This window comes from Streptomyces poriferorum, from assembly GCF_019399235.1.
GTDB lineage: Bacteria > Actinomycetota > Actinomycetes > Streptomycetales > Streptomycetaceae > Streptomyces > Streptomyces poriferorum.
Genome location: NZ_JAELVH010000083.1, coordinates 1 through 22901 on the forward strand (window position 1 = coordinate 1; position 22901 = coordinate 22901).

The 22901-nt window shown below is 72.7% G+C and carries 19 protein-coding genes; 6 read left to right on the plus strand and 13 right to left on the minus strand.

Annotated elements, in window-relative coordinates; all coding sequences use genetic code 11:
• Window positions 1–47: 47 nt before the first annotated feature.
• Window positions 48–695 (minus strand): CoA transferase subunit B, encoded by a 648-nt coding sequence (locus tag JGS39_RS16700; RefSeq protein ID WP_219569898.1) that lies wholly within the window; start codon window positions 693–695, stop codon window positions 48–50.
• Window positions 692–1477 (minus strand): CoA transferase subunit A, encoded by a 786-nt coding sequence (locus JGS39_RS16705; RefSeq protein ID WP_219569899.1) that lies wholly within the window; start codon window positions 1475–1477, stop codon window positions 692–694. The genes JGS39_RS16700 and JGS39_RS16705 overlap by 4 nt, the downstream gene beginning before the upstream one ends.
• A gap of 190 nt (window positions 1478–1667) precedes the next feature.
• On the opposite strand from JGS39_RS16705, the gene JGS39_RS16710 reads away from it, so the two are divergent.
• The 5 genes from JGS39_RS16710 to JGS39_RS16730 all read left to right on the plus strand — a co-directional run bounded on the left by JGS39_RS16710 (window position 1668) and on the right by JGS39_RS16730 (window position 8737).
• On the plus strand, window positions 1668–3332 hold the full coding sequence (locus tag JGS39_RS16710; RefSeq protein WP_236064259.1) for an IclR family transcriptional regulator domain-containing protein: 1665 nt from the start codon (window positions 1668–1670) through the stop codon (window positions 3330–3332).
• 138 nt (window positions 3333–3470) lie between these two features.
• Window positions 3471–4433: a quinone oxidoreductase family protein gene (locus JGS39_RS16715; RefSeq protein WP_219569900.1), complete on the plus strand. Its 963-nt coding sequence runs from the start codon at window positions 3471–3473 to the stop codon at window positions 4431–4433.
• A 73-nt stretch (window positions 4434–4506) separates the two neighbouring features.
• Window positions 4507–5103, plus strand: coding sequence for a TetR/AcrR family transcriptional regulator (locus JGS39_RS16720; RefSeq protein WP_219569901.1), 597 nt, complete (start codon window positions 4507–4509; stop codon window positions 5101–5103).
• 271 nt (window positions 5104–5374) lie between these two features.
• Window positions 5375–7009: a ribosomal protection-like ABC-F family protein gene (gene abc-f / locus JGS39_RS16725; protein ID WP_219569902.1), complete on the plus strand. Its 1635-nt coding sequence runs from the start codon at window positions 5375–5377 to the stop codon at window positions 7007–7009.
• Window positions 7010–7087: 78 nt separating this feature from the next.
• Entirely contained in the window at window positions 7088–8737 is a 1650-nt protein-coding gene (locus JGS39_RS16730; protein WP_219569903.1) for an ABC-F family ATP-binding cassette domain-containing protein, read from the plus strand.
• Window positions 8738–8928: 191 nt separating this feature from the next.
• On the opposite strand, the gene JGS39_RS16735 is transcribed toward JGS39_RS16730, so the two are convergent.
• From JGS39_RS16735 to JGS39_RS16765, 7 genes are all read right to left on the minus strand, one after another.
• Window positions 8929–11400 (minus strand): tetratricopeptide repeat protein, encoded by a 2472-nt coding sequence (locus tag JGS39_RS16735; RefSeq protein WP_219569904.1) that lies wholly within the window; start codon window positions 11398–11400, stop codon window positions 8929–8931.
• The gene (locus JGS39_RS16740) at window positions 11387–12205 is read right to left on the minus strand and encodes an STAS domain-containing protein (RefSeq protein ID WP_308120468.1); all 819 of its coding nucleotides are present in this window, start codon (window positions 12203–12205) and stop codon (window positions 11387–11389) included. The genes JGS39_RS16735 and JGS39_RS16740 overlap by 14 nt, the downstream gene beginning before the upstream one ends.
• 50 nt (window positions 12206–12255) lie before the next feature.
• A complete protein-coding gene (locus JGS39_RS16745) occupies window positions 12256–12819 on the minus strand; it encodes a hypothetical protein (protein WP_306084299.1) in 564 nt (187 codons plus the stop codon).
• Between the two features lie 93 nt (window positions 12820–12912).
• Window positions 12913–15102: an alpha-galactosidase gene (locus JGS39_RS16750; RefSeq protein ID WP_219569906.1), complete on the minus strand. Its 2190-nt coding sequence runs from the start codon at window positions 15100–15102 to the stop codon at window positions 12913–12915.
• A gap of 63 nt (window positions 15103–15165) precedes the next feature.
• Window positions 15166–15933, minus strand: a complete 768-nt coding sequence (locus JGS39_RS16755; RefSeq protein WP_219569907.1) for an NPP1 family protein — start codon at window positions 15931–15933, stop codon at window positions 15166–15168.
• Window positions 15934–16042: 109 nt separating this feature from the next.
• Window positions 16043–16912 (minus strand): SMI1/KNR4 family protein, encoded by an 870-nt coding sequence (locus JGS39_RS16760; protein WP_219569908.1) that lies wholly within the window; start codon window positions 16910–16912, stop codon window positions 16043–16045.
• A gap of 48 nt (window positions 16913–16960) precedes the next feature.
• Window positions 16961–17800, minus strand: a complete 840-nt coding sequence (locus JGS39_RS16765) for a hypothetical protein (RefSeq protein WP_219569909.1) — start codon at window positions 17798–17800, stop codon at window positions 16961–16963.
• A 200-nt stretch (window positions 17801–18000) separates the two neighbouring features.
• Between JGS39_RS16765 and JGS39_RS16770 the strand changes: the two genes are divergently transcribed.
• Window positions 18001–18258 (plus strand): hypothetical protein, encoded by a 258-nt coding sequence (locus JGS39_RS16770; RefSeq protein WP_236064257.1) that lies wholly within the window; start codon window positions 18001–18003, stop codon window positions 18256–18258.
• A gap of 7 nt (window positions 18259–18265) precedes the next feature.
• On the opposite strand, the gene JGS39_RS16775 is transcribed toward JGS39_RS16770, so the two are convergent.
• The 4 genes from JGS39_RS16775 to JGS39_RS16790 all read right to left on the minus strand — a co-directional run.
• Window positions 18266–19402 carry an XdhC family protein gene (locus JGS39_RS16775; RefSeq protein WP_219569910.1) on the minus strand — a complete coding sequence of 379 codons (1137 nt, stop codon included), beginning with the start codon at window positions 19400–19402 and terminating at the stop codon, window positions 18266–18268.
• A complete protein-coding gene (locus JGS39_RS16780; RefSeq protein ID WP_219569911.1) occupies window positions 19395–21557 on the minus strand; it encodes a xanthine dehydrogenase family protein molybdopterin-binding subunit in 2163 nt (720 codons plus the stop codon). The genes JGS39_RS16775 and JGS39_RS16780 overlap by 8 nt, the downstream gene beginning before the upstream one ends.
• A complete protein-coding gene (locus tag JGS39_RS16785; RefSeq protein ID WP_219569912.1) occupies window positions 21554–22546 on the minus strand; it encodes an FAD binding domain-containing protein in 993 nt (330 codons plus the stop codon). Before JGS39_RS16785 ends, JGS39_RS16780 begins: the two co-directional genes overlap by 4 nt.
• On the minus strand, window positions 22543–22901 hold a 359-nt coding region (locus JGS39_RS16790; RefSeq protein WP_236065753.1), incomplete at its 5' end, for a (2Fe-2S)-binding protein. The genes JGS39_RS16790 and JGS39_RS16785, both read right to left, overlap by 4 nt.

Below are 22901 nucleotides of genomic sequence, written 5' to 3' on the forward strand. Positions count from 1 at the left end.
GCTCATGGGTGGGGATGCTTCCTTTCCGGTACGGGGCGGCTGCCCGCTCACGGCGTGGTCTCTTCGGCGAGGAGGACCGGGGCTGCGGTCCGGGCGAGCACCTCGGCGATGTCGACGCCGGGTGCGGTCTCCACCAGGGCCAGCCCGGCGGGGGTCACGTCGAGCACGGCGAGGTCCGTGATGATCCGGTGGACGCAGGCCCGGCCGGTGAGCGGGAGGGTGCACTCGTCGACGATCTTCGGGCTGCCGTCCTTGGCGGTGTGGGTCATCGTCACGATGACGCGGCGGGCACCGTGCACGAGGTCCATGGCGCCGCCGATCCCGGTCACGAGCTTGCCGGGAACGGCCCAGTTGGCGAGGTCGCCGCGGGCGGACACCTGCATGGCGCCGAGGACGGCGGTGTCGATGTGCCCGCCGCGGATCATGCCGAAGGAGAGCGCCGAGTCGAAGAACGAGGCCCCCGGCAGTACGGTCACCGTCTCCTTGCCCGCGTTGATGAGGTCGGGATCGACGTCCTCGTCGTACGGGAAGGGCCCGGTGCCCAGAATGCCGTTCTCGGACTCGAGGACGACGTGCACACCGGCGGGCAGATGGTTGGGGATCAGCGTCGGAAGGCCGATGCCCAGGTTGACGTACTCGCCGTCGCGGAGCTCGGCGGCCGCGCGGGCGGCCATCTCCTGGCGGTTCCAGCTCATCGGTGGCCGTCCTCGTCCGGGTGGGTCCGTGGTGTCACGGTGCGCTGCTCGATCCTCTTGTCGGCGGCCTGCTCCGGGGTCAGCGCGACCACGCGCCGGACGAAGATTCCGGGCAGGTGCACATGGTCGGGGTCGATCTCGCCGGGCTCGACCAGTTCCTCGACCTCGGCGATCGTGATGCGGCCCGCCATGGCGGCGAGCGGGTTGAAGTTGCGGGACGCCTTGTTGAAGACGAGGTTCCCGTGCCGGTCGCCCCTGGCCGCCCTGACGAGCGCGAAGTCCGTGCGGATGCCGCGCTCCATCACGTAGGGGGTGCCGTCGAAGTCGCGTACCTCCTTGGCCGGGGAGGTGACCGCGACGCCGCCGTCCCCGTCGTAACGCCAGGGCATTCCGCCGTCGGCGACGAGGGTGCCGACTCCGGCCGGGGTGTAGAAGGCGGGGATGCCCGCCCCGCCGGCGCGCAGCCGCTCGGCGAGGGTGCCCTGCGGGATGAGTTCGAGTTCCAGTTCGCCCGCCAGGTACTGGCGGCCGAACTCCTTGTTGCCGCCGATGTACGAGCCGGTGACCCGGCTGATCCGGCCGGCGGCCAGCAGGACCGCGAGCCCGGAGTCCTGCGCGCCGCAGTTGTTGGACACGACGCGCAGGTCCCCGGTGCCCCGCTCGTGGAGGGCCGATATCAACGCGTCGGGGACGCCGCTGAGCCCGAAGCCGCCGACCGCGATCGAGGCGCCGTCCGGGACGTCGGCCACGGCTTGCGCGGCGGAGGCCACCACCTTGTCCATGGGACCGTTCCTCACTTGTTCGCGCCCGATAGCGCGTGTTCGCATAGTGAAGTTTCTTTCACTATTCTTGGCACGGAGTCTGCCGCCCGCCCGGTGCCCTGTCAACGGCCGGCGCCCCACCGCGGCCGGGCGGACGTCCTCAGCTGCCGGTGTTCACTACTGTGTCCCCATCACGCCCGACGGAGAGCCGATGCCACCGCCCCACACGCTCCAGCAGACCGAGACGCCGGCGCCGGCCGAAGCCGTCGCCCCGCTCATGCGCGGCATCGCGGTCCTGCGCCGGCTCACCGACGAGGGCGGGACGATGAGCCCCAGCGCCATCGAGCGGGCCACCGGTCTGGCCCGCTCCACGGTCGACCGGATCACCGCGACCCTGGCCCGCATGGAGTACGTACGGGTGGACGGGCGCGACATCACGCTCGCCCCGCGCCTGATGGAGCTGGGCAACGCCTATCTCTCCGCCCTCCGCCTCCCGTCACTGCTCGGCGGGCACGCCGACGCGCTGGCCGACGAACTCGACGAGTCGGTGTCCCTCGCGGTCGGCGACGGCGACGGCATCCGCTTCGTCCATCAGGCCACCCGGCGTCGCGCGATGTCGCTCAGCTTCCGGATCGGGGACCTGCTGCCCGCCGAACGCACCGCCCCGGGACCGCTGTTGGCGGCCGGCTGGGATGCCCGGGAGTGGCAGCGGTGGCGGGAGCGACGGGCCACGGATCCGGAGGGCCTGGCCTTCGTCGCCGTTCCCCCGCATTCGCCTCCGGACGAGAAGGAGTTCGCCGCACGTACGGAGCGAGCGCGCCACGACGGCTGGGCCCTCGACGACCAGCTGATCGAGCCCGGCCTCGTCGCCCTCGCCGTGCCGGTCCGCTCCCCCGACGGCCACGTGGCCTGCCTCGTCAGCGTCGTGAGTCACACCAGCCGGCACACCGCGGCCGCCCTGCGTGACACCCTGCTGCCCCGGCTGCTGACGGCCGCGGCGGCCATGGAACAGGCCCTCCGGCAGGCCCCGTCCGCCGCCCCGGACTCCCCCGCGGCGCTGGCCTCCTGGACCGGCGCGTCCAAGCAGGAACTGGGCCGCGAGTTCAACGAGTCGCTCGCACGCGGCCTGACCGTACTGGCCGCCTTCGGCGAGGGCCGTGATGCTCTGACGCTGACCGAGGTGGCCCGGGCCACCGGACTGGCCAGGGCCACCGCCCGACGGGCCCTGATCACCCTGGAGCACCTCGGTTACGTCACCGTGCGGGACCGGGTCCATCACCTCACCCCGCGCGTGCTGGCCCTTGGATACCCGCCGCTGGCCGCCGCGACACTGCCGCAGATCGCCCAGCCCCATCTGGCCGCGCTGACCGGACAGGTCCGGGACTCGGCCTCGCTCGCGGTGCTCGTCGGCGACGACATCCAGTACACCGGGCGCGTGGCGACCCGTCGCATCATGAACGTCAACATCACGGTCGGTACGCGCTTGCCCGCGCACGCGACGTCGATGGGCCGCGTGCTGCTCGCGGCGCAGCCGGCTCCGGAGCGCGAGAGCCGCCTCGCCCGGACGCCGCCGCACGCCCTGACCCCGTACACCGTCACCGGACCCGACGAGCTCCGGGCCGCCCTGGACCGTGTCCTGGCGGACGGCTACGCGCTGGTCGACGAGGAGCTGGAAGTGGGGCTGCGGTCGGTCGCCGTCCCCGTCCACGACCGCCGCGGCACGGTCGTGGCGGCGGTGAACGTGGCCATGCACAGCAGCAGCCGCACGCTGGAGGAATGCGTCACGGACGTGCTGCCCCGGCTGCGCGCGGCGGCCGGACGCATCGAGGCCGACCTGCACATCACCGAACGGTACGTAAGGGTCCCGGCGATGTGATCCCCGGACTCCGGCGCTGCGAGGGCGCCCAGGGCTGGATCACCGCCGGACTGGACTTGCGGGTCCATTTTTGCGTTTCTACGGTGATCTCGGTTCGTCCTGGTGAACGGGCGACGACTCCGAGAGAGGCACACCCTCATGCACGCAATCCGCATCGGGCGACACGGCGGCCCTGAGGTTCTCACCTGGACCGCTCTGCCGGAGCCCGCACCCGCCCCCGGTCAGGCACTGGTCCGGCTCGGCGTCGCCGGAGTGAACTTCATGGACGTCGGCGCCCGCAAGGGTGGCGCCCCCGGGTGGGCCGCCCCGACCGTCCTGGGCGTCGAAGGCATGGGCTACGTCAGCGCCCTGGGCGACGGCGTCGAGGATCTGGCCGTCGGCGACCGGGTGGCCTGGTTCTACCACCCGGGCAGCTACGCGGAGCTCCTGGCCGTACCTGCGGACACGCTGGTCAAGGTCCCCGACGACGTGACGGACGAGACAGCGGCCGCGGTGATGATGCAGGGGCTCACAGCGAATCACTTCACCACCGAGACGTACGCGATCGGGCCCGGCGACACGGCGTTGGTACACGCCGCGGCCGGTGGTGTGGGCCTGATGCTCACCCAGATGGTCAAGGCCCGCGGTGGCCGTGTCATCGGCCTGGTGTCCCGCGAGGAGAAGGCGGCGGCGGCCGCGGAGGCCGGAGCGGACCATGTCCTGGTGTCGTCCGGTGCCGGTTTCGAGGACCGGGTGCGGGAGCTGACGGGCGGCGAGGGCGCCCATGTGGTGTACGACGGCGGCGGCAGCGCCACGTTCCGGTCCTCGCAACTGTCCCTGCGGCTGCACGGGGTGCACGCCTATTACGGGCCCTTCATGGGCGTCCCGTCGATCCCCGTGACCGATCTGCCGAACAGCATCCTGCTGACGTACCCGACCGTGCAGCACCACGTCCCCAGTCGCGAAGCGCTGGTCACCCGGACCTCGGAGGTCTTCCGAATGGTTCGGAACGGGCAGGTCTCTCCGCGCATCGGAGGCCGCTACCCGCTCGCGGACGCGGCACAGGCGCACACGGACCTCGAATCCCGCAGGACCACCGGGAAGCTGCTCCTCCTTCCCTGACCCGTCGTACGCACCAGGCCCGGGCCGCGTCCGGGCGGTTCAATGGGCCCTCCGCCCGGACAGGAGAAGCATCGTGCCGCTGACCGCCAAGGGCGCCGCGACCAAGCAGCGCATCGTCGAGGGCGCCGCCACGGCCATCCGGCGACACGGCGTGTTCGCGCTGACGCTCGACGACGTCCTGGCAGCCACCGCGACCAGCAAGAGCCAGCTGTTCCACTACTTTCCCGACGGGAAGGACGAGCTGATGCTGGCCGTCGCCCGCCACGAGGCGGACCGGGTGATCAGCGACCAGCAGCCGGAGCTCAGCGCCCTGACCTCGTGGCCGGCCTGGCAGAGCTGGCGGGACAAGGTGGTCGCCCGCTACCGCGAGCAGGGCAGGGAGTGCCCGCTCGACATCGCGGTGTCACAGATCGGATCGGCCACGGCGGGCACGCAGTCCGTCGCCGCCGGGCTGCTGGACCGGTGGCAGGCCGAACTGGCCACGGGCATCAGGCACATGCAGTCCATCGGAGAGGTCGACAGCGACCGGGACGCGGACCGCTCGGCAGCGGCGCTGCTGGCCGGCATCCAGGGCGGTGTGGTGATCCTCCTGTCCACCGGCCGCATGGGGCACCTCGAAGCTGCCTTGGACCAGGGCATCGCCGATCTGCGGCGCCGGGCCGCGGTGTGAACCGGTGCGACCGGCCGCGGTACGGAAGGCGCGCGGAATCCACGAGGCCGTGAAACAGGTCGGCTGCTAAGATCGTCAGGCCGTTCAGCGTGTAACGAGGAGACCGGACATGGCAGGCGACGACGACATCTCCGGGTGATACCCGGAGCCGATCGGCCACCGCGGGCGCCCAGGGGCGCCACCGCAGTGGCCATGTCGTTGTTCCCCTTTCGGCCACTCCTCCGGGGCGGCAGCCCGTGCCGACCCCGGATTCACACGCGAGGTCTTCCGTATGTCCGACGCATCCGTCATCTGCTCGAACCTCTCCTTCTCCTGGCCCGACGACACCCCCGTCTTCGACGGCCTGTCGTTCACCGTGGGCATCGGCCGCACCGGTCTGGTCGCACCCAACGGGTCCGGCAAGAGCACCCTGCTCAAACTGATCGCCGGGGAGCTCCGCCCCACCGCCGGATCCGTGACCGTGGGCGGCACGCTCGGCTATCTTCCGCAGAGCCTGCCCCTGACCGGTGACCTGTCGGTGGCCGAGGTCCTGGGCGTCGACGCGGTGATCCGCGCACTGGACGCCGTCGAGTCCGGCGACGTGGGCGAGGAGCACTTCGCGGTCATCGGCGACGACTGGGACATCGAGGAGCGCACCCGTGCCCAGCTGGACCGGCTCGGGCTGGAGGACGTCTCGCTCGACCGCGGCATCGGCACGCTCAGCGGCGGTCAGGTCGTCTCGCTCGGTCTGGCCGCCCAGTTGCTGAAGGGGCCCGATGTGCTCCTGCTCGACGAGCCGACCAACAACCTGGACAGCGACGCACGCCGCAGGCTCCACGAGACGATCGAGGCCTGGAACGGCACCCTCCTCCTCGTCAGCCACGACCGCGCGCTCCTCGACCGCATGGACCGCATCGCCGAACTCGGTCCGAGCGAACTGCGCCTGTACGGAGGCAACTTCACCGCGTACGAGGAAGCCGTGCGGGCCGAACGGGAAGTGGCCGAGAAGAACGTCCGCAACGCCGAACAGGAACTGAAGCGGGAGAAGCGGGAGCTGCAGCAGGCCCGTGAGCGGGCCGAGCGCCGCGCGAGCAAGGCGGCCCGCAACCTCAAGAGCGCCGGTCTGCCGCGCATCTTCGCCGGAAACATGAAGCGGGGCGCCCAGGAGTCCGCCGGCCGGGCGGGTCAGACGCACGCTGCCCGGGTCGGCGACGCCAAGGCGCGGCTGGACGAGGCGGGCCGCGCGGTGCGCGACGAGCAGCGCATCACGCTCGACCTCCCGGACACGGACGTTCCCGCCGGGCGCACGGTGCTGCTCGGTGAGCGGCTCCAGGTCCGGTACGGGGACCGGGAGCAGTTTCCCGGCCGGGGCGTCGACCTGACGATCCGGGGACCCGAACGCATCGCGCTCACCGGGCCCAACGGGGCCGGAAAGAGCACCCTGTTGCGCCTGATCAACGGCGATCTTCCGCTGGACGGCGGCGAGATCAGGCGGGCCGACGGGCGGATCGCTTATCTCTCGCAGCGCCTCGACCTCCTGGACCTCGACCGCACGGTGGCCGAGAACTTCGCCGCGTTCGCCCCGCACCGGGCGGAGGCGGAGCGGATGAACCTGCTCGCGCGCTTCCTGTTCCGCGGCGACCGCGCCCACCTGCCCGTCGGCGTGCTGTCCGGCGGCGAGCGGCTGCGGGCCACCCTGGCATGCGTCCTGTGTGCGGAGCCGGCCCCGCAGCTGCTGCTCCTGGACGAGCCGACCAACAACCTCGACCTGGTCAGTGCCGATCAGCTGGAAAGCGCCCTGGGCTCCTACCGGGGGGCGTTCGTCGTCGTCAGCCACGACGAACGGTTCCTCGAACGGATCGGGGTGGACCGGTGGCTGAGGCTGGCCGACGGGGAACTGGTGGAGACCGGAGCGCCGCAGACGTGACCTTCTGACCGGCCGCCCTGGCCCGCGCCCGAGGCCGAGAGCCCGGCGGGCCGAGAATCGACCACGTTGGAGGCAACGATGAGCAACCCCGTACCCCCGCCCGCCCTGCTCGCCCACGACCTCGTCCGTACCTTCGGTGCCCGGCGCGTACTGGACGGGGTGTCACTCACCGCGTCGCCCGGCCACCGCGTCGGCCTGATCGGGGAGAACGGGGTCGGCAAGTCGACTCTGCTGCGGCTCCTCGCCGGGGCGGACGAACCCGAATCCGGCAGCGTCACCCGGCCCGCCGACGTGGGCTTCCTGCACCAGGAGATGGCGTTCGACGCCGGTTCGACGATCGCCGATGTCCTGGACGACGCCCTGCGCGAAGCCCGGGCGGACCTGGCGGAGCTCGACCGGCTCTCCGCGCTGCTCGCCCGCACCCCGCAGAGCTCACCGGACCACACCGCGCTGCTCGCCGCGTACGGCGGACGCCTCGAACAGGCCGAGGAACGCGAGACGTGGGACGCCGACCGGCGGGCCGCGATCCTGCTCACCGGGCTCGGCCTCGGTGCGCTGGAGCACGGGCGGACCCTCGGCTCGCTCTCGGGCGGGCAGCGCGGCCGACTGGCACTCGCCGCGCTGCTGGTGCGGCGGCCCTCCGCCCTGCTGCTGGACGAGCCGACCAACCACCTCGACGACGAGGCCGCCGCGTTCGTCGAGGAGCAACTGCGCGGCATGCCGGGACCGGTGGTGATCGCCAGCCACGACCGGGCCTTCCTCGACGCCGTCTGCACGGACCTGATCGACCTCGATCCGGCCGTCGACGGCCCCGTACGGTACGGCGGCGACTACAGCACCTACCTGACCGAGAAGCGTGCCGAACGGGCCCGCTGGGAGCGGCGTCACGCCGAGGAGCAGCAGGAACTGGAGGCCCTGCGGCGCTCGGCCGACGTGACGGCGCGCATGGTCGCGCCCGACCGCGGGCCGCGCGACAACGAGAAGATGGGGTACGGCCTGCGGGCCGGCCGCGTGCAGAGCCAGATCGCGCGCCGGGTCCGCAACGCCTCGCGCCGGCTGGACGAGCTGGAGCGCAACCGGATCGGCGAGCCGCCCCCGCCACTGCGGTTCCGGTACACCTCGCCGGCCGGGCCGTCCGCGGAGGGCACGCTCGTTTCCCTGCGCGGAGTACGTGTCCCGGGCCGTCTGTCCATCGACCGGCTGGACGTGTCGGCGACCGAACGTCTGCTGGTCACGGGCGGCAACGGCTCGGGAAAGTCGACGCTCCTGGCGGTGCTGGCGGGCGCTCTCGCCGCCGAGGGCGAGGTGGGCCGGCGGCCGGGGCTGACGGTGGGAATGCTCACCCAGGACACCGAGTTCGCCCGGCCGGACCGTACCGTCCGGGAGACGTACGAGAAGGCGCTCGGCTTCGAGCGGGCAGAGGCGGTGCCGTTGGTCTCGCTCGGCCTCATGCACGAGGCGGACCTCGGCAAGCCGGTGGGACAGGTGTCGGCCGGCCAGCGCCGCAGGCTGGCCCTGGCCGTACTGACAGCGCGCCCACCCCAGCTGCTGCTGCTCGACGAACCCACGAACCACCTGTCCCCGCGCCTGTGCGACGAACTGGAGGAGGCCCTCGGGACCGGCCCCGGGGCCGTCGTCCTGGCCAGCCACGACCGCTGGCTGCGCAGGCGCTGGCAGGGTGGGGAACTCCGGCTGCACCCGGCAGGGGAGGACCGGAGCGCGGGGTGAGCGTCGTCCCGCCCGTCCCGCGACGCCCGGCACACCTGCGCGGGGCGGGCGTCAGGCCTGCCCCGCACCGCCCGGCACACCTGCACGGGGCGGGCTTGTCCGCCCCGCCCCTGCGATGCCACGAGCAGCATCGCGGGACCCGGGCGGCGGGCGGTCGGCGCCCGTTCCCCCACGCGCCGACGGGAGGCTCATCACTCCGCCGGCAGTCCCGTCGTGCGCAGCCGCTCCACCGTCTGCGCCGAGGCCGCGCGCGGCGCCTGGACCGTCAGCGCCGACAGCAGCTCTTCCCAGGCGTCGGGAAGTCCCGCGTCCACGGCCGACCGGTAGGCGGCGCAGGCCTCGGCCGGGCGTCCCTGTTCCAGGTACAGGGCGCCGAGCGCGGCGTACGCCTCCGTGTCGCCGGCCTCGCAGCCACGGATGTAGGCGCGTTCGGCGGCAGCGGTGTCACCCAGCTCCTCCCGGGTGCGGCCCAGTGCGGTCCAGGCGTCCGAGGCGCCGAGGGCTCCGGCCCGTAGCACCGCCTGCCTCGATCCGTCCCGGTCTCCCGCCCGCTCCCGCATCCGGGACAGCGCAGCCCATGCCGCAGCCGACCCCCGGTCCGCGGCAAGGCCGGCGGCACGCTCCGCGCCCTCCGTGTCCCCGGCACGTTCCCGGCCGCGCGCCAGCGTGATCCACGCCTCCAGGTCACCGGCGCGCGCCGCCTCCGCGGCGGCCTGGGCGGCGCCCGCGTCGTCCCCGCGTTCCTCGCGGGCCTCGGCCAGAGCGGTCCAGGCCTCCGGGTCGCCGGTGCGCACCGCCTGTGCCGCGGCCTCCTCGGCGGCGGCGCCGTTGCCGTCCGACTCGGCGAGCAGCGCCAGTTCGCGCCAGGCGGCGCCGACGCCGAGGGCCGCGGCCTCCCGGTGGGCAGCGGCTGCCCCCGACACATCCCCGTCCGCATGGCGCAGTTGAGCGAGCAGGGACCAGCCTTCGGCATTCCCGGTGGCCGCGGCCACGGCTGACGCGAAGTCACCGAGCGACCAGTGCAGCCGCACCAGTCGCGCCCACGCAGCCGTGACGCCCGCGTCGGCAGCCCGCGCGGCGTGCTCCACCGCCTCGCGGAGGTCGCCTGCGCGCTCGGCGACCTGCGCCAGCCCGATGTGCCCCCAGCCGTCTCCGACCTCCGTCGCCTGCGCGAACGCCTTGGCCGCCGCCGGGCCGTCGTGCGCCGCGCGCATCCGGCCCAGATTGCGCCAGGCGAGCGGCTGCCCCGCCTCTGCCGCCAGGGCCGCGACGGCGTCCGCGGCGGCCGGATCGCCCTCCTCCTCGCGGATCCGGGCCATGGCCGGCCAGGCCCACGCATCGCCCGCCCGGGCCGCGTGCCGGTAGGCGTCGTAGGCGGCGGGCCGGTCGCCACCGGCCTCTCTCGCCACCGCGAGAGCGGCCCAGGCGACGGGGTCCGACGCGGCCGTCTCTTCAGCGGCGGCCCGGCCGTCGGTGGTCTCCCGCAGCACCGCCCAGGCGGCCCGGGCCCGGCCATGGCCCCGGTTGACGGCGTTCTCGTACAGCACGGCGGCGCAGCCGTACCGGCGACGCTGTTCGGCGGACCGTCCGAAGGCGTAGAGGTCATCGGCGGTCCTGGCCCAGGCGGCGCCGGACCAGAGTTCGGCCGGTGGCGCACGGTGTGCCCTGACCCGGCGGATGTGCTGTTCGAGGTAGTCGTCCGGGCGGTAGCTGTCGGGGTCGCCGACACCCGGCTCGTGCCGCTCGGCGATCAGTGGCACCGGACCACTCCCTGCCGTGGTCAGCGTGCCGATGGCCGCTGGGAACCATTCCTTGCCCGCGGTCGCACGGGCGGTGGCGTCCATGAACCCGGCCGCGGCCTCCTTCAGCAGACCCGCGGGGACGGCGTCGGCCGGTCCGAGCCGGCGCGCCTCGACGGCCGCCGTCAGCACGGCGTGTTCGGGAGCGGTGAACCACTGGTCCGGTCCCATGTCCCAGCACCGCACCAACTCAGGTCCACCCGTGAGGTGTTGCAGCACGCGATGGCCGGGACCGGCCGCGCGGACAGCGGCGGCCAGGCGCGGGTCACGGGCCGCCGCGGCGGCCACGGCCGACGTGTCGGCGGACAGCGTGTCCGGCACGGTGATCCTGGCATGACGCCCGGTCAGCAGCGCTCTGACGAAGGGAGCTTCGTCCTCGCTCCCCCGACGGTTCTCGGTCAGCCGCCGCAGATGCTCCGGCCACATGGTGCCGACCACCGCGAGCGGAGCCACCCGGTCGAGCAGTCCTCTCAAAGCCCTGGCGGCCCGCTCGCCCATGGCCCCGTTCAGGTAGCGCTGGGTCTCGTCGAGCCACAGCACGGTCCGTGGGCCGATGTCTGCGGCGATCAGGTCGTCCGCGTCCGCGGGGTGCACCACGGGCCAGTCGGGCAGAACGGCCGCCACCGCCTCGTAGGCGGCACGGGACTTGCCGCTCGCGGAACGGCCCACCAGCAGCACGAACCCCGCGTCGTTCGTGGCCGCGGTGCGGGCCAGCCGCTGGCGCAGGGTCTCGTCGTGCGGGCGGGGAAGGTACTCCGTCAGCGGCAGGTCGACGGTTCCGTCCCGGCCGGGGGCGAGGTGCACGCCGAGACGTACGGGATCCCACCCGGTGACGGTACGCCGAGGCGCTTCATCGTCGAACATACGCTCCGGCAGCCTTCCGGCCGACGGCCTCGACGGCGCGGTCCACCGTCTCGAACATGGGAAACACCCTGGTCAGCCCGGTGATCCGGAATGCTTTCCGGATGTGCTCGGACGACACGACCAGCGCCACGTGCCCGTCGAAGGCGCGGACCCTCTTCAGACCGCCGACGAACACACCCACTCCGGTCGAGTCGATGAAATCGACGTGAGTCAGGTCCATGATCAAATAGCACCGCCCCTGGCTCACCAGGTCGGCCATCAGCTTGCGCAGCGGCGCCACATTGGAGACGCTCAGCTCTCCGCCCCCCGGCACTCCGCCCATGACCTTCACGAGCGTGATGTCCTCGGAGAGGTGTTCGTACGCGTGGTCCCCGGACGCGACAAGGGCATTCGCCGTCGCGCGGCGCCGACGGCCCCGGTCGTCGACACTCCCTTTCGCGTAGGAGACCGCGAGCTCCTCGACCGCGCTCGATACGGTGGCATGGACGGGCAGGACCCCGCGCAGCCCGACCCTGGACAACATGCCACGGGCCTGCTTCCTCGGGCCGGCCAGCAGGAGTGCGCCTCCTTCGAAGTGCACGCGCTTGAAGATCCCGCCCAGCATGGCGAAGCCCGAGTAGTCGACGGATTCGATCGCACTCAGGTCGACGACCAGAATCAGCCGTCCGTCAGCGACCAACCGACTGAGCACCTCGCGCAGTTCCGGCGCGGAGGCGCTGTCGAGCGAACCTCCCTGGCTCGTGCTCTCCACCCGTACGACGGCGATGCCGTCGCTCTGATCCTCGTACGACACCTTCAGGTGCACCAGACCCCCCATCATCCCGGGCACTGCGGATCATATCCGCCCGGCACGCACTACACAGGGGTGAGCGCGGCCCGGGCCGCGTCGAGGAACTCTGCCTGCGATACGGAGTGTTGGGTTCCGGGGGCCGCGATGCTCAGCGAGCTCCGCAGTGTCTCCCCCGCCGCTGCCACAGCGGCCGGCCCTTCCAGTCGTACGACGTTGAGCGCCTCCCCGACCGCGCCCATGGCCAGGTCGTACTCCCGCCGGCGCGGTGCCTCGTCCGCGGTGCCGATGGCGCCCTGCCAGGCGGAGAGCGCCTGCTGGGCGCTGTCGGTGCGGCTCAGATACGTGACGTAGGCCGCCCTGCGCACCGCTCGCTGGTCCGCGAGCGTCTGCTCGGTGAGGGTCCGGCGGGCGACGTCGAGCTGAGCCGTGGCCTGGAGCTGCCCGGCGTCCCAGGCGGCGGCCGCCTGTTGCCGTCCGGCTTCCCACGCGGCGGCCGCCTGGCGCTCGCCCGCTGCCCAGGCGGCCGCGGCCTGGCGCTTGGCGGCAGCAAGCGCGAGCGCCCCTGTCAGCACTCCTCCGCCGATCGCGGCCCCCGCGGCGATCAGCGCCGTCATCACGGCCTCGTCCACCGCCGCCCCCTCTGTCGCATCGAACGCCGCACGCCACGAACCCTACGGACCCGGCCCTGCCACGGTGCCCGGCGGACCACGACCGGGGACGTGTCAGTGTGCCGGATCCGTCGCGGCGGCCTCGATCAGGAGGGCCTGCCCAGGGTTGAGCGTCGGCATCGGAAGGCCCGCCCCGGTCAGGACCGTACCGGGCATCGGCACCCAGTCCTCGACGGCGGCCCGGTACCAGGCGGGTGCGACGACCTGGTGCATGGAGGGCAGCCCGGCCTCCGTGCGGATGCGCACCCGGTAGGACCGGCCGGGGGCGAGCCCGGGGAGGGGGACACGGCCGGACTGGGCCGGCACGGAGGTCTCCGTCCTCGCCCAGCAGTAGAGCGCGGCACCGGCGTCAGGCGCGACGACCCCGTGCAGGTACGTCGCGTCGTCGGCGAGGTCCCCCCTGACGACCCGTCCGCCGTGCAGCAGCCCCCGTACCTCCTTGTAGAGCGCCGCCCACCGGGTCAGCGCCTCCCGCTCCGCGGGGGTGCGCGCCGTCAGGTCGTCCTCGATGCCCGCGTGTCCGAACAGCGCGGTGATCAGGCGGAACGAGTCGTCGGCGACGCGGCCCGTGGTGTGGCTGCGCGGACCCCCGACATGGGCGCCGATCAGTTCGGGAGGCAGCAGCTGTCCCGTCCAGCGCTGAATGGCCTGGCGCTCCACCGGGTCGTTGCAGTCCGAGGCCCACACCCGGTCCGTGCGGGCGAGGACGCCGAGGTCGACGCGTCCTCCGCCGCTGGAGCACGATTCGATCTCCAGACCGGGCCGGCGGGACCGGAGCGTGTCCATCAGCCGGTACAGGGCCCGGGTCTGGGCGTGCACCCCGGGCCGGTCTCCGCCGTGCGCGTCGCGGTGGACCGCCTCGTGCAGTTCCCGGTTGTGGTCCCATTTGAGGTAGTCGATGCCGTACTCGGCGACGAGCCCGTCCAGCGACTCCAGCAGATACGCGAACGCCTCCTCGTGCGCCACGTTCAGCACGTACTGGTGACGGGAGCTCGGTCCGAGGCCCGCGGACGGGCCGAGGATCCAGTCGGGGTGCTCGCGTGCGAGGCGGGACCGGAGGTTCACCATCTCCGGTTCCACCCAGAGCCCGAACTGCATGCCGTGGGCGTGCACCCGCTCCGCCAGCGGGGTCAGCCCGTCGGGCCACATCTGCGGGTCGACGGTCCAGTCCCCGAGTCCGGCCGTGTCGTCGCGCCGGCCGAGGAACCAGCCGTCGTCCAGGACGAGGCGTTCCACCCCGACCGCGGCCGCGTCGTCGGCCAGCGCGAGGAGCCGTTCGGGGCGGTGGTCGAAGTAGACGGCCTCCCAGGTGTTCAGGGTCAGCGGACGGGGTGACGACGGGTGGCCGGGCCGGGAGCGGAGCATCGTGTGGAAGCGCCCGGCGAGCCCGTCGAGGCCTTCGGCGGACCAGGCGAAGTAGCACTCGGGCGAGGTGTAGCTGTCGCCGGGGGCGAGCCGGATCTCGCCGGGCGTGAGCAGTTCGCCGCCGCCCAGGACGCCGCCGTGCACCCCGGCGCCTTCGGGCAGCCGTTCGGCGAGCCAGCGCTGGTTGCCGCTCCAGCCGACGTGCAGGGCCCAGACCTCGCCCGTACGGAATCCGAATCCGGGTACGCCGACCGTCAGCAGATGGGGCGCGTCGAGGCCGGGGCGCCCCCGGCGGACCTCACGGACGTGGCCTGCGAAGGCGAGCCGGCCGCGTTGCGGGGAACGTTCGCGGCACCACTTGCCGGTGAAGTCCAGGATCTCCTGAGCCCGGTTCGGCACCGGGAGCAGGGCGGTGGTGGAGGCGAGGTCGTACGGGGCGGGGCCTGGGGCCCCGGCCGGGCAGGACATCCGGGTGCGGACCGCCAGGACACCGGACGGGTCGAGGCGGTAGGTGAGGGTGAGGTCGAGCCCGGCGTCGGTGTCCCGCAGAGCGATGACGAGTGCGTCCGGGCTCTCCTCGGCGCCGGTCATCGTGACGCGGGGTGCGGTGGCCGTCCCGGCCCGGTGGCCTTCCTGGGCCGGGGTTCCCGACCAGCCGTCGGCCTGGGTGGGCCAGACCGTGAACTGCCGTGGCTCGTCGAGCGCGCAGTGGAGCGAAGCCGCGTCCGCCGACAGGGCCAGGGCCGCGAGACCGTCGTCGGTCAGCTCCCCGAGGTCCTCGCCCCAGTGCAGGACGCGGGGCACCGGAGTGCGGAGCTCGACGACGAAACTCACCCCGGCCGCGCGCAGGTGTGCGATCCGGGTGGTGCTGCGGGTCATGCCATGTCCTCTCGGAGCCGGTGGGCCGCGATTCGTCTCGCAGCCCGCTCGCTTCGTGGCCGGTCAGGCGTAGGGGTCGAAGGGGATCCCGGCGGGCTTCGCCCGATCGAGGTGGGAGGCGAAATTGCCATCCTTGAGACCGAACACGGCGCTGCCGAAGTCGGCCTGGACCAGCTTCTCCCGGATGCCGGCGGGGTAGCCGTTCCAGCCGACCAGATCGGGGAACTGCCACTGGTGGTAGTGGTTCTCCGGCGGCTCGTCGCCCGTGGTCGCGCGGCGGAAGCAGTGCGTTCCTATGCCGTCCTTGTGGTAGACGACCTTGGGGTGGGTCCCGTCCCACAGCATCCCGTCACGGCCGTACACGTTGAAGTCGCCGTGGGCAGAGGTGGACACGTACTTCGCCTCGTTGTCCTGCACCCAGACCACGACATGCTCCCAGTCGTGCCGGTGGCCGCCGAGACCGCTGCCGGCCACGGCCTGGTCCTTCTCGAAGTAGAGGCCGTACATGATGGCGCACCAGCCGTTGTTGCACAGGGAGCGTGCGTAGCCGTTCGTGTTGTCCAGGTCCCAGGAGTCGTGGCAGCTGCCGTTGACGGCACCCGTGGTCTTGAGTCCCGGTGCCACGGTCCCGTCAGCACCGATGGCGGGTGTCGGGTAGCAGCCGTCCCCGTCGTAGTCGAAGGCGGGCTGGAACGTCTGCTCCAGCCCGTCCGCGTTCGCGGGCAGAGCACCCGGCACGGCCGCGAAGGCGCTGCCGGACGAGGCGACGACCAGGGTCGCGGCGGCGGACAGGATGAGTAACGCCTTGCGGAGCCGTCCTGGGTTCTTCACTGTTTCCTCCTGGATCACGCCTGCCGGACTCGGCCAAGCCATGGCATGCCCATGTCGCAGGTCGTGGAACCCCCGTGGCCTCAGGCCGTGATCGCCTTCGCGTCATCCCTCACGCGTAGTCCGCGAAGCAGTGGGCGGCTATCCGGCTGGTGGGGTAGCCGAGCGCCACATCCGTGAGCAGGCGCACGAGGAACTCCCCCATACCGCAGTCGTATCGCTCCCAGGTGTCGAAGTCCGTACGGACGAGCACGGTCCATTCGTCCGGATCGGGCGCACCCGTCTGCCAGACGAAGTCGAGCTCCTGCTCCGACGATCCCCAGCGCAGGAGTCCTTCCGGTTCCGGGAACCGAGCATGGGGCCGCCACAGGTCGTCCACGTACGCCGCGTCGGACGTGGCCCATTGCACGAGGTCCAGGCCTCGGATGCCGGGAACGAGCAGTTCGAGGTACGTGTCGAAGCTTCCGTACCCGAACAGGTCGGCGATCTCCTTGTAGTCGCCGGGCAGCCGTGTGCCCAGGGCCTGTTCGGCGGCCTGCCAGTCGACCGGCGTCCGGGGAAGCGGTTCCCAGCCGGTGAGCAGGCGCAGCTTCTCCGCCCACGAAGCCCCCTCCGGCAGCCCTTCCGCTGCCGGGTCCGCGCGGTGGGCGACCACGACGACCGCCTGCTCCCGTCCGGCACAGACCACCCGCGCGCATCCCAACCAGTCGTTCCAGTACGGCCACACGCGCATCTCCAGCAGTTCCTCGCCGAAGGGCTCGACGAGCGGCTGTCCGGTTCGCGTGTTGACCGGCTCCACCCTCCGGCCGTCGTCGATCAGCGTCCGGGGGCTCCCTGCCCTGCCGGAGACCTCGTCGACGAGTTCCTGGAAGTCCATTCCCTCCGGCACGTCCAGGATGACCGGCGGACGGGGGGCGGGAGCAGGCCCGAGCGCGTGACGGAGGTGCTGCCAGACCGTGTTGACGAATGCGGGTTCGACCATGCCCCGCAGTCAACCGCATCCCTCTGACATTCAGCGCTGTCCCACGGTTCAGCGCAGCAGAGCCGCGCGCAAGGTGATGCCGTGCCGTGTACGCAGCCGCCGCAGCTCCCACATCGCCGCCGCGGTGACCGTCAGCGGGGCTCCGAGGAGGAACACCACCCGCACGCCGAGCGGCACACCTTCGTAGGCACCCCGGAACACGTCGAAGAGGGCGACCTCCCAGACGAGCAGTGTCGCGAGCAGCGGTGGAACCGTCTCGTGCAGATCCGCCGTCCTGAAGACGTGCACGAGCGCCTGGGCGATGCCGTAGAGGGCGAACGGGGCGAGCCACAGGAGGAAGGCGCCCAGGGCGAACAGCAGCGCCACGCGCCCCGCGGACGCCGTCCAGTCCGTGTTCTCGTCGACGTACCCCAGGCCGGTGATCAGTCGCGGCACGGCGAGCGTGGTGACCAGGGCGAGCAGCGCCCCGGCGGGCTTGGCCGCGCGGCGCAGGAACAGACGCCGGTGGGGCGGGCGGGCCGCCATGATGAACACGGCGACGGCGACCGGGAACGTGACCCCCAGCGCGATGAGGGTGGTACGGATCTGGCCGAAGCGGTCGTCGACCACCGCGTCGGCGTCCGGCGCCGCTCCGTAGGACAGGAGCATCCAGGTGACGGCGATCAGACCGACGACCGTCCGCACGACCTGCACCCGCTTCACCACCGGGTCGTTCACCCGGTCCGGCCGGGACGGCGTGAACACGGCGCGCCCCACGGCGATCGGATTGAACAGACGCCCGAAGGTCAGCCGCCGTACCGGACCCGGCGGCACGGGTGGCCAGCCCAGACCCGGCTGAGGTCCTCCTCCGTACGGGTTCCACTGAGCCCCGCCCCCGCCACCGCTCATCCCCGTGTCCTTCCTGCCGTGCGAACTCCCCACGCGAGCTTATCCGTTCGACACCGTGCGAGAACGTGGCACGATGTGGGTCATGACGACGAACCGAAAGGTCCATGCCGCGTAGCCGGCCAGGACGCGTCCGGGCCCGCGCTCCCCGCCACCGGACACCGGAGGCAGGGCCGGACATCGACGGCCTCTCGTCGGCTGCGATGTCCGAGATCGTCCGTCTCGAACGCACCCGCAGCCATCTGCGCCCCGGGGATGTCGGCGCGGCCGTGCGCCTGTGGAAGGACTACGCCCACCGTCCCGAACGTGAACTCTGGGACGACTACGAGTACGGCAACGTGCACTGGGAATGCTGCGGCGACCCCTTCGAAGCCCGCGCCCTCCTGAGCACCGTGATGCAGGCCATGTCCCCTCGACACGCTCGCGAACTCCGGCAGATCGTCGCCCGGCTCGACGAGTGACCGTGCCCTAATGCTTCGGGCCGGTGCGGGGCACGGTGTCGACGTCATGGTGAATGGGCGTACGCGAGCCGGTCAGCGGAGCACCCGTTCCGCCCCGGCGCTCCGCCACGATCTCCGCCGCGATGGACAGGGCGGTCTCCTCCGGCGTACGGGCGCCGAGGTCGAGGCCTATCGGGGAGCGCAGGCGGTTCAACTCGTCCTCGGTCACGCCGGCTTCGCGCAGCCGCTGGTTCCGGTCCTCGTGCGTGCGGCGCGAGCCCATCGCACCGACGTACGCGACGGGCAGGCGCAGGGCCGTCTCCAGCAGCGGAATGTCGAACCTGGCGTCATGGGTGAGTACGCACAGGACGGTGCGCTCGTCGGTGGCGGCGCTCTCGAGGTACCGGTGCGGCCAGTCGACCACCACGTCGTCCGCCTCGGGGAAGCGGGCCCGGGTGGCGAAGACCGCGCGGGCGTCGCACACCGTCACATGGTGGCCGAGGAACTTGCCCGCCCGCACCAGCGCCGTGGCGAAGTCCACGGCGCCGAACACGATCATCCGGGGCGGCGGCACGCTCGACTCCACGAACAGCGTCAGGCCGCCCGGGCAGCTCGTCCCGTCCTCCGCGATCTCCACGGTGCCGGTACGGCCGCCGTCCAGCAGGGCCCTCGCCTCCGCGGCGGCTCTGCGGTCCAGGGCCGGGCGCCCGTCGAGGCCGCCCTCGTACGATCCGTCGCCCCGGACCAGCAACGCCCTGCCGAGCAGCGCGTCCGGCCCGCGGACCACCCGGGTGAGCGCCACCGGCTCGTCGCGGCAGGCCGCCGCCAACGCCGCCCGGAATACCGGCCCCTGCGAGCGCACCGGAGCGACGAGGATGTCGATGACACCGCCGCAGGTGAGCCCCACGGCGAAGGCGTCCTCGTCGCTGTACCCGAACCGCTCCCGCACGGTCCGGCCGTCCTGGAGTGCCTGGACGCACAGTTCGTACACGGCGCCTTCCACGCAGCCGCCGGAGACCGAACCGATGACGGTGCCTTCGCTGTCGACCGCCAGGGCCGCGCCGGGAGCGCGCGGCGCACTGCCGTCGACCGCGACGACGGTGGCGACGGCGAAGTCGCGGCCCTCCTCGGACCAGCGGTGGAGGGCCGCTGCGATGTCAAGCACCCCGGGGTTCCTCCGCAGCCCGCTGCCGCGCCTCTTCCGCCGCCGCGAGAACGCGGTCGGGACGGATCGGCAGGCGGCGGTGGCGCACCCCGGTCGCATGCCACACCGCGTTGGCGATGGCGGCGGCGACGCCCACGATGCCGATCTCACCGATGCCCTTGATCCCGACCGGGTCCTCGGGGTCGTGGTCGTCCACCCAGTCCGCCTCGATGTGCTGCACGTCGGCGTGGGCGGCGACGTGGTAGCCGGCGAGATCGGCGTTGACGTAGCCGCCGGACGCCGCGTCGCGGACCGCCTCTTCGTGCAGGGCCATGGAGAGCCCCCAGGTCATGCCGCCGACGAGCTGGCTGCGGGCGGTGAGCGGGTTGACGATGGTGCCCGCCGCGAAGATGCCGAGCAGCCTCCGTACGCGTACCTCGCCGGTGGTGACGTCCACGGCGGCTTCGGCGAACTGCGCACCGTAGGCGTGCCGTTCCTTCTGCGCGAGGGCGCCGATGGCTTCGCTGGTGTCCGATCGGGTGGTGATGCCTTCCGGCGGAACGGATCCGCCGAGGGCGAGGAGTTCGCGCAGTTCGTCCGCCGCCAGCCGCACCGCCCAGGCCCAGGACCGGGTACCCATGGAGCCTCCGGCGATCCAGGCCGGCCCCAGGTCGCTGTCCCCGAGGCGCACCCGGATGCGGTCCGGTGTCACCCGCAGCGCGTCCGCGGCGACCGAGACCATAGCGGTCCTGGCCCCGGTCCCGATGTCGGCCGCGTTGATCCCCACGGTGAAACCGCCGTCCGGGTGCGCGGTCACGGCCGCGGTGGACGCGCCGGCACCGGCGGGGAAGGATGCCGCCGCCATGCCGGTCCCGAGGAGCCAGCGTCCCTCGCGGCGCAGTCCGGGGCGGGGGTCCCGGCCCGCCCAGCCGAAGCGGCGGGCGCCTTCCTCGAAGCAGGCGAGCTGGTTGCGGCGGCTGAAGGGGAGCCCCGACACGGGACCCGCCTCGGGCTGGTTGCGCGCGCGCAGCTCGATCGGGTCCAGGCCGCACTTCTCGGCCAGTTCGTCGATGGCCGATTCGAGGGCGAAGGAGCCGGGCGTTTCCCCCGGTGCCCGCATCCAGGTGGGGGTCGGCACGTCGAGCCGCACCAGCCGGTGCCCGGTGCGATGGGCGTCGGCGTCGTACATGGTGCGTCCCACGTTCGCGCTCGGCTCCACGAACTCGTGCACGGTCGACGTGAGGCTCAGCGACTGGTGGTCGAAGGCCCGCAGGCGGCCGCCGGTGTCGGCTCCGAGCGTGACCCGTTGCAGGGTGGGGCTGCGGAATCCGACCAGTGAGAACATCTGGCGGCGCGTCAGCACGACGCGGACAGGCCGGTGGAGCAGGGTCGTGGCCATCACGGCCGCCACCTGGTGGGGAGACAGCCCCTTGGATCCGAAGCCGCCGCCCACGTGCTCGGAGCGCACCCGGACGGACGACGGGTCGAGGGAGAAGAGCGACGCGAGTTCGCTCGCCACCCAGGAGGTGCCCTGGTTGGAGTCGAGGACATCCAGCCGGCCGTCCTCCCACCGGGCCGTCGCGGCGTGCGGCTCCATGGAGTTGTGGTGTTCCTCCGGGGTGGAGTACTCCTCGTCCACGACGTGGGCGGCCTCCCGGAGCCGGGCCTCCAGGTCCCCCTTCTCCGTGTCGGCCTGCTCCATCGCAGGCTCCCCGGGGGTGTACGCACCGGCGTGCCCGGCGAAGAACCCCACGTCGTGCGGTTCCTCGTCGTAGCGCACCACCAGCGCCTCGGCGGCTGCCCGGGCCTCCTCGGACGTCTCGGCGACGACCAGCGCCACGGGCCAGCCCATGAAGGGCACCCGGTCGCGCTGGAAGATCCCGACGACCGGGTTGGGCGGCCCCAGCATGCCCATGTACGCGGTGTCGACCCGGGGCGCGTTCTCGTGGTGGAGCACGGCGAGGACACCGGGCATCTCCCGGACGGGCGCGTCCTCCACGGACCGGATCCGGCCGCGGGCCACGGTCGACAGCACCAGCCAGCCGTGGGCCAGTTCGGCGAAGGGGATCTCGCCGGCGTAGCGGGCCGCGCCGGTGACCTTGTCCCTGCCCTCCACGCGTGTACGCGCGGAGCCGACCGCTCCCGTGACGGTGGTGTTCTCGGTCGTGGTGGTCATCGGGCGGCCTCCTCGGCGAGTTCGGTGAGCACGGCCGTGACGAGGTTGCGCATCAGGGTCACCTTGTATCCGTTGTCCGCAAGGGGCTCGGCCGCCGCCAGTTCGGCGTCCGCCGCGGCGGCGAACGCCTCCGCGTCCGCGGGGCCGCCGGTCAGTGCCCGCTCGGCCGTCCGGGCCCGCCAGGGACGGGATGCCACCGCGCCGAGGGCCAGGCGCGCTTCGCGTACGACGCCGTCCTGGACGTCGAGCGCCGCGGCGACCGAGCCGATCGCGAACGCGAAGGAGGCTCGTTCACGCACCTTCCGGTAGCGGGAGCGCGCGGCAACGGCGGCCGGGGGCACGGTGACACCGGTGATCAGCGCGCCGGGCGGGAGAGCCGTTTCGAGGTGCGGGGTCTCCCCCACCGGCAGATAGAAGTCGGCGACCGCCGACTCGCCCGGGCCGTCGGACGTTTCGTACGAGATGACCGCGTCGAAGGCCGCCAGTGCGACCGCCATGTCTGAGGGGTGCGTCGCCACGCAGTGCTCGGAGGCGCCGAGGATCGCGTGGTTGTGGTGCTCGCCCGCCCGTGCGGGGCAACCACTGCCGGGGGTGCGCTTGTTGCACGGCTTGGAGATGTCGCCGAAGTAGCCGCAGCGGGTCCGCTGGAGCAGGTTTCCGCCGACGGTGGCCATGTTGCGCAGTTGTCCGGAGGCACCGGCCAGAACCGCCTGCGCCAGGGCCGGGTAGTGCCGGCGGACCTCGGCATGGGCGGCGAGGTCGCTGTTGGTGACGGTCGCGCCGACGCGCAGTCCGCCGTCGGGGGTGAACGCGATGTCGCCGAGCGGGAGTTCCTGGACATCGACGAGAAGCGTCGGCCGTTCCACACCGGTCTTCATCAGGTCGACGAGGTTGGTGCCGCCGCCGAGCGGGCGGGCGCCGGGGTCCTCCGCGAGCAGGGCCACGGCCCCGGAGACGTCGAGGGCGCGTTCGTATCCGAATTCCCTCATGCCACAGCCTCCTTGGCGTCTTCCGCGGACACTTCCGCCGCGCGCGCCACGGCCTGCACGATGGACATGTACGCGCCGCAGCGGCAGAGGTTGCCGCTCATCCGCTCGCGGATCTCCTCCGCGGTGAGAGCGGGCACCCCCGCTTCGGGCCGGACGTCGTCGGTCACGGCGCTCGGCCAGCCCGCCGCGTGCTCCTCGATCACCGCGAGTGCCGAGCAGATCTGGCCGGGGGTGCAGTATCCGCACTGGTAGCCGTCGAGGTCGAGGAAGGCCTGCTGCACCGGATGCAGCCGGTCGCCGTCGGCGACGCCTTCGATGGTGGTGACCGCGCGCCCCTCGGCGGCGACCGCGAGCT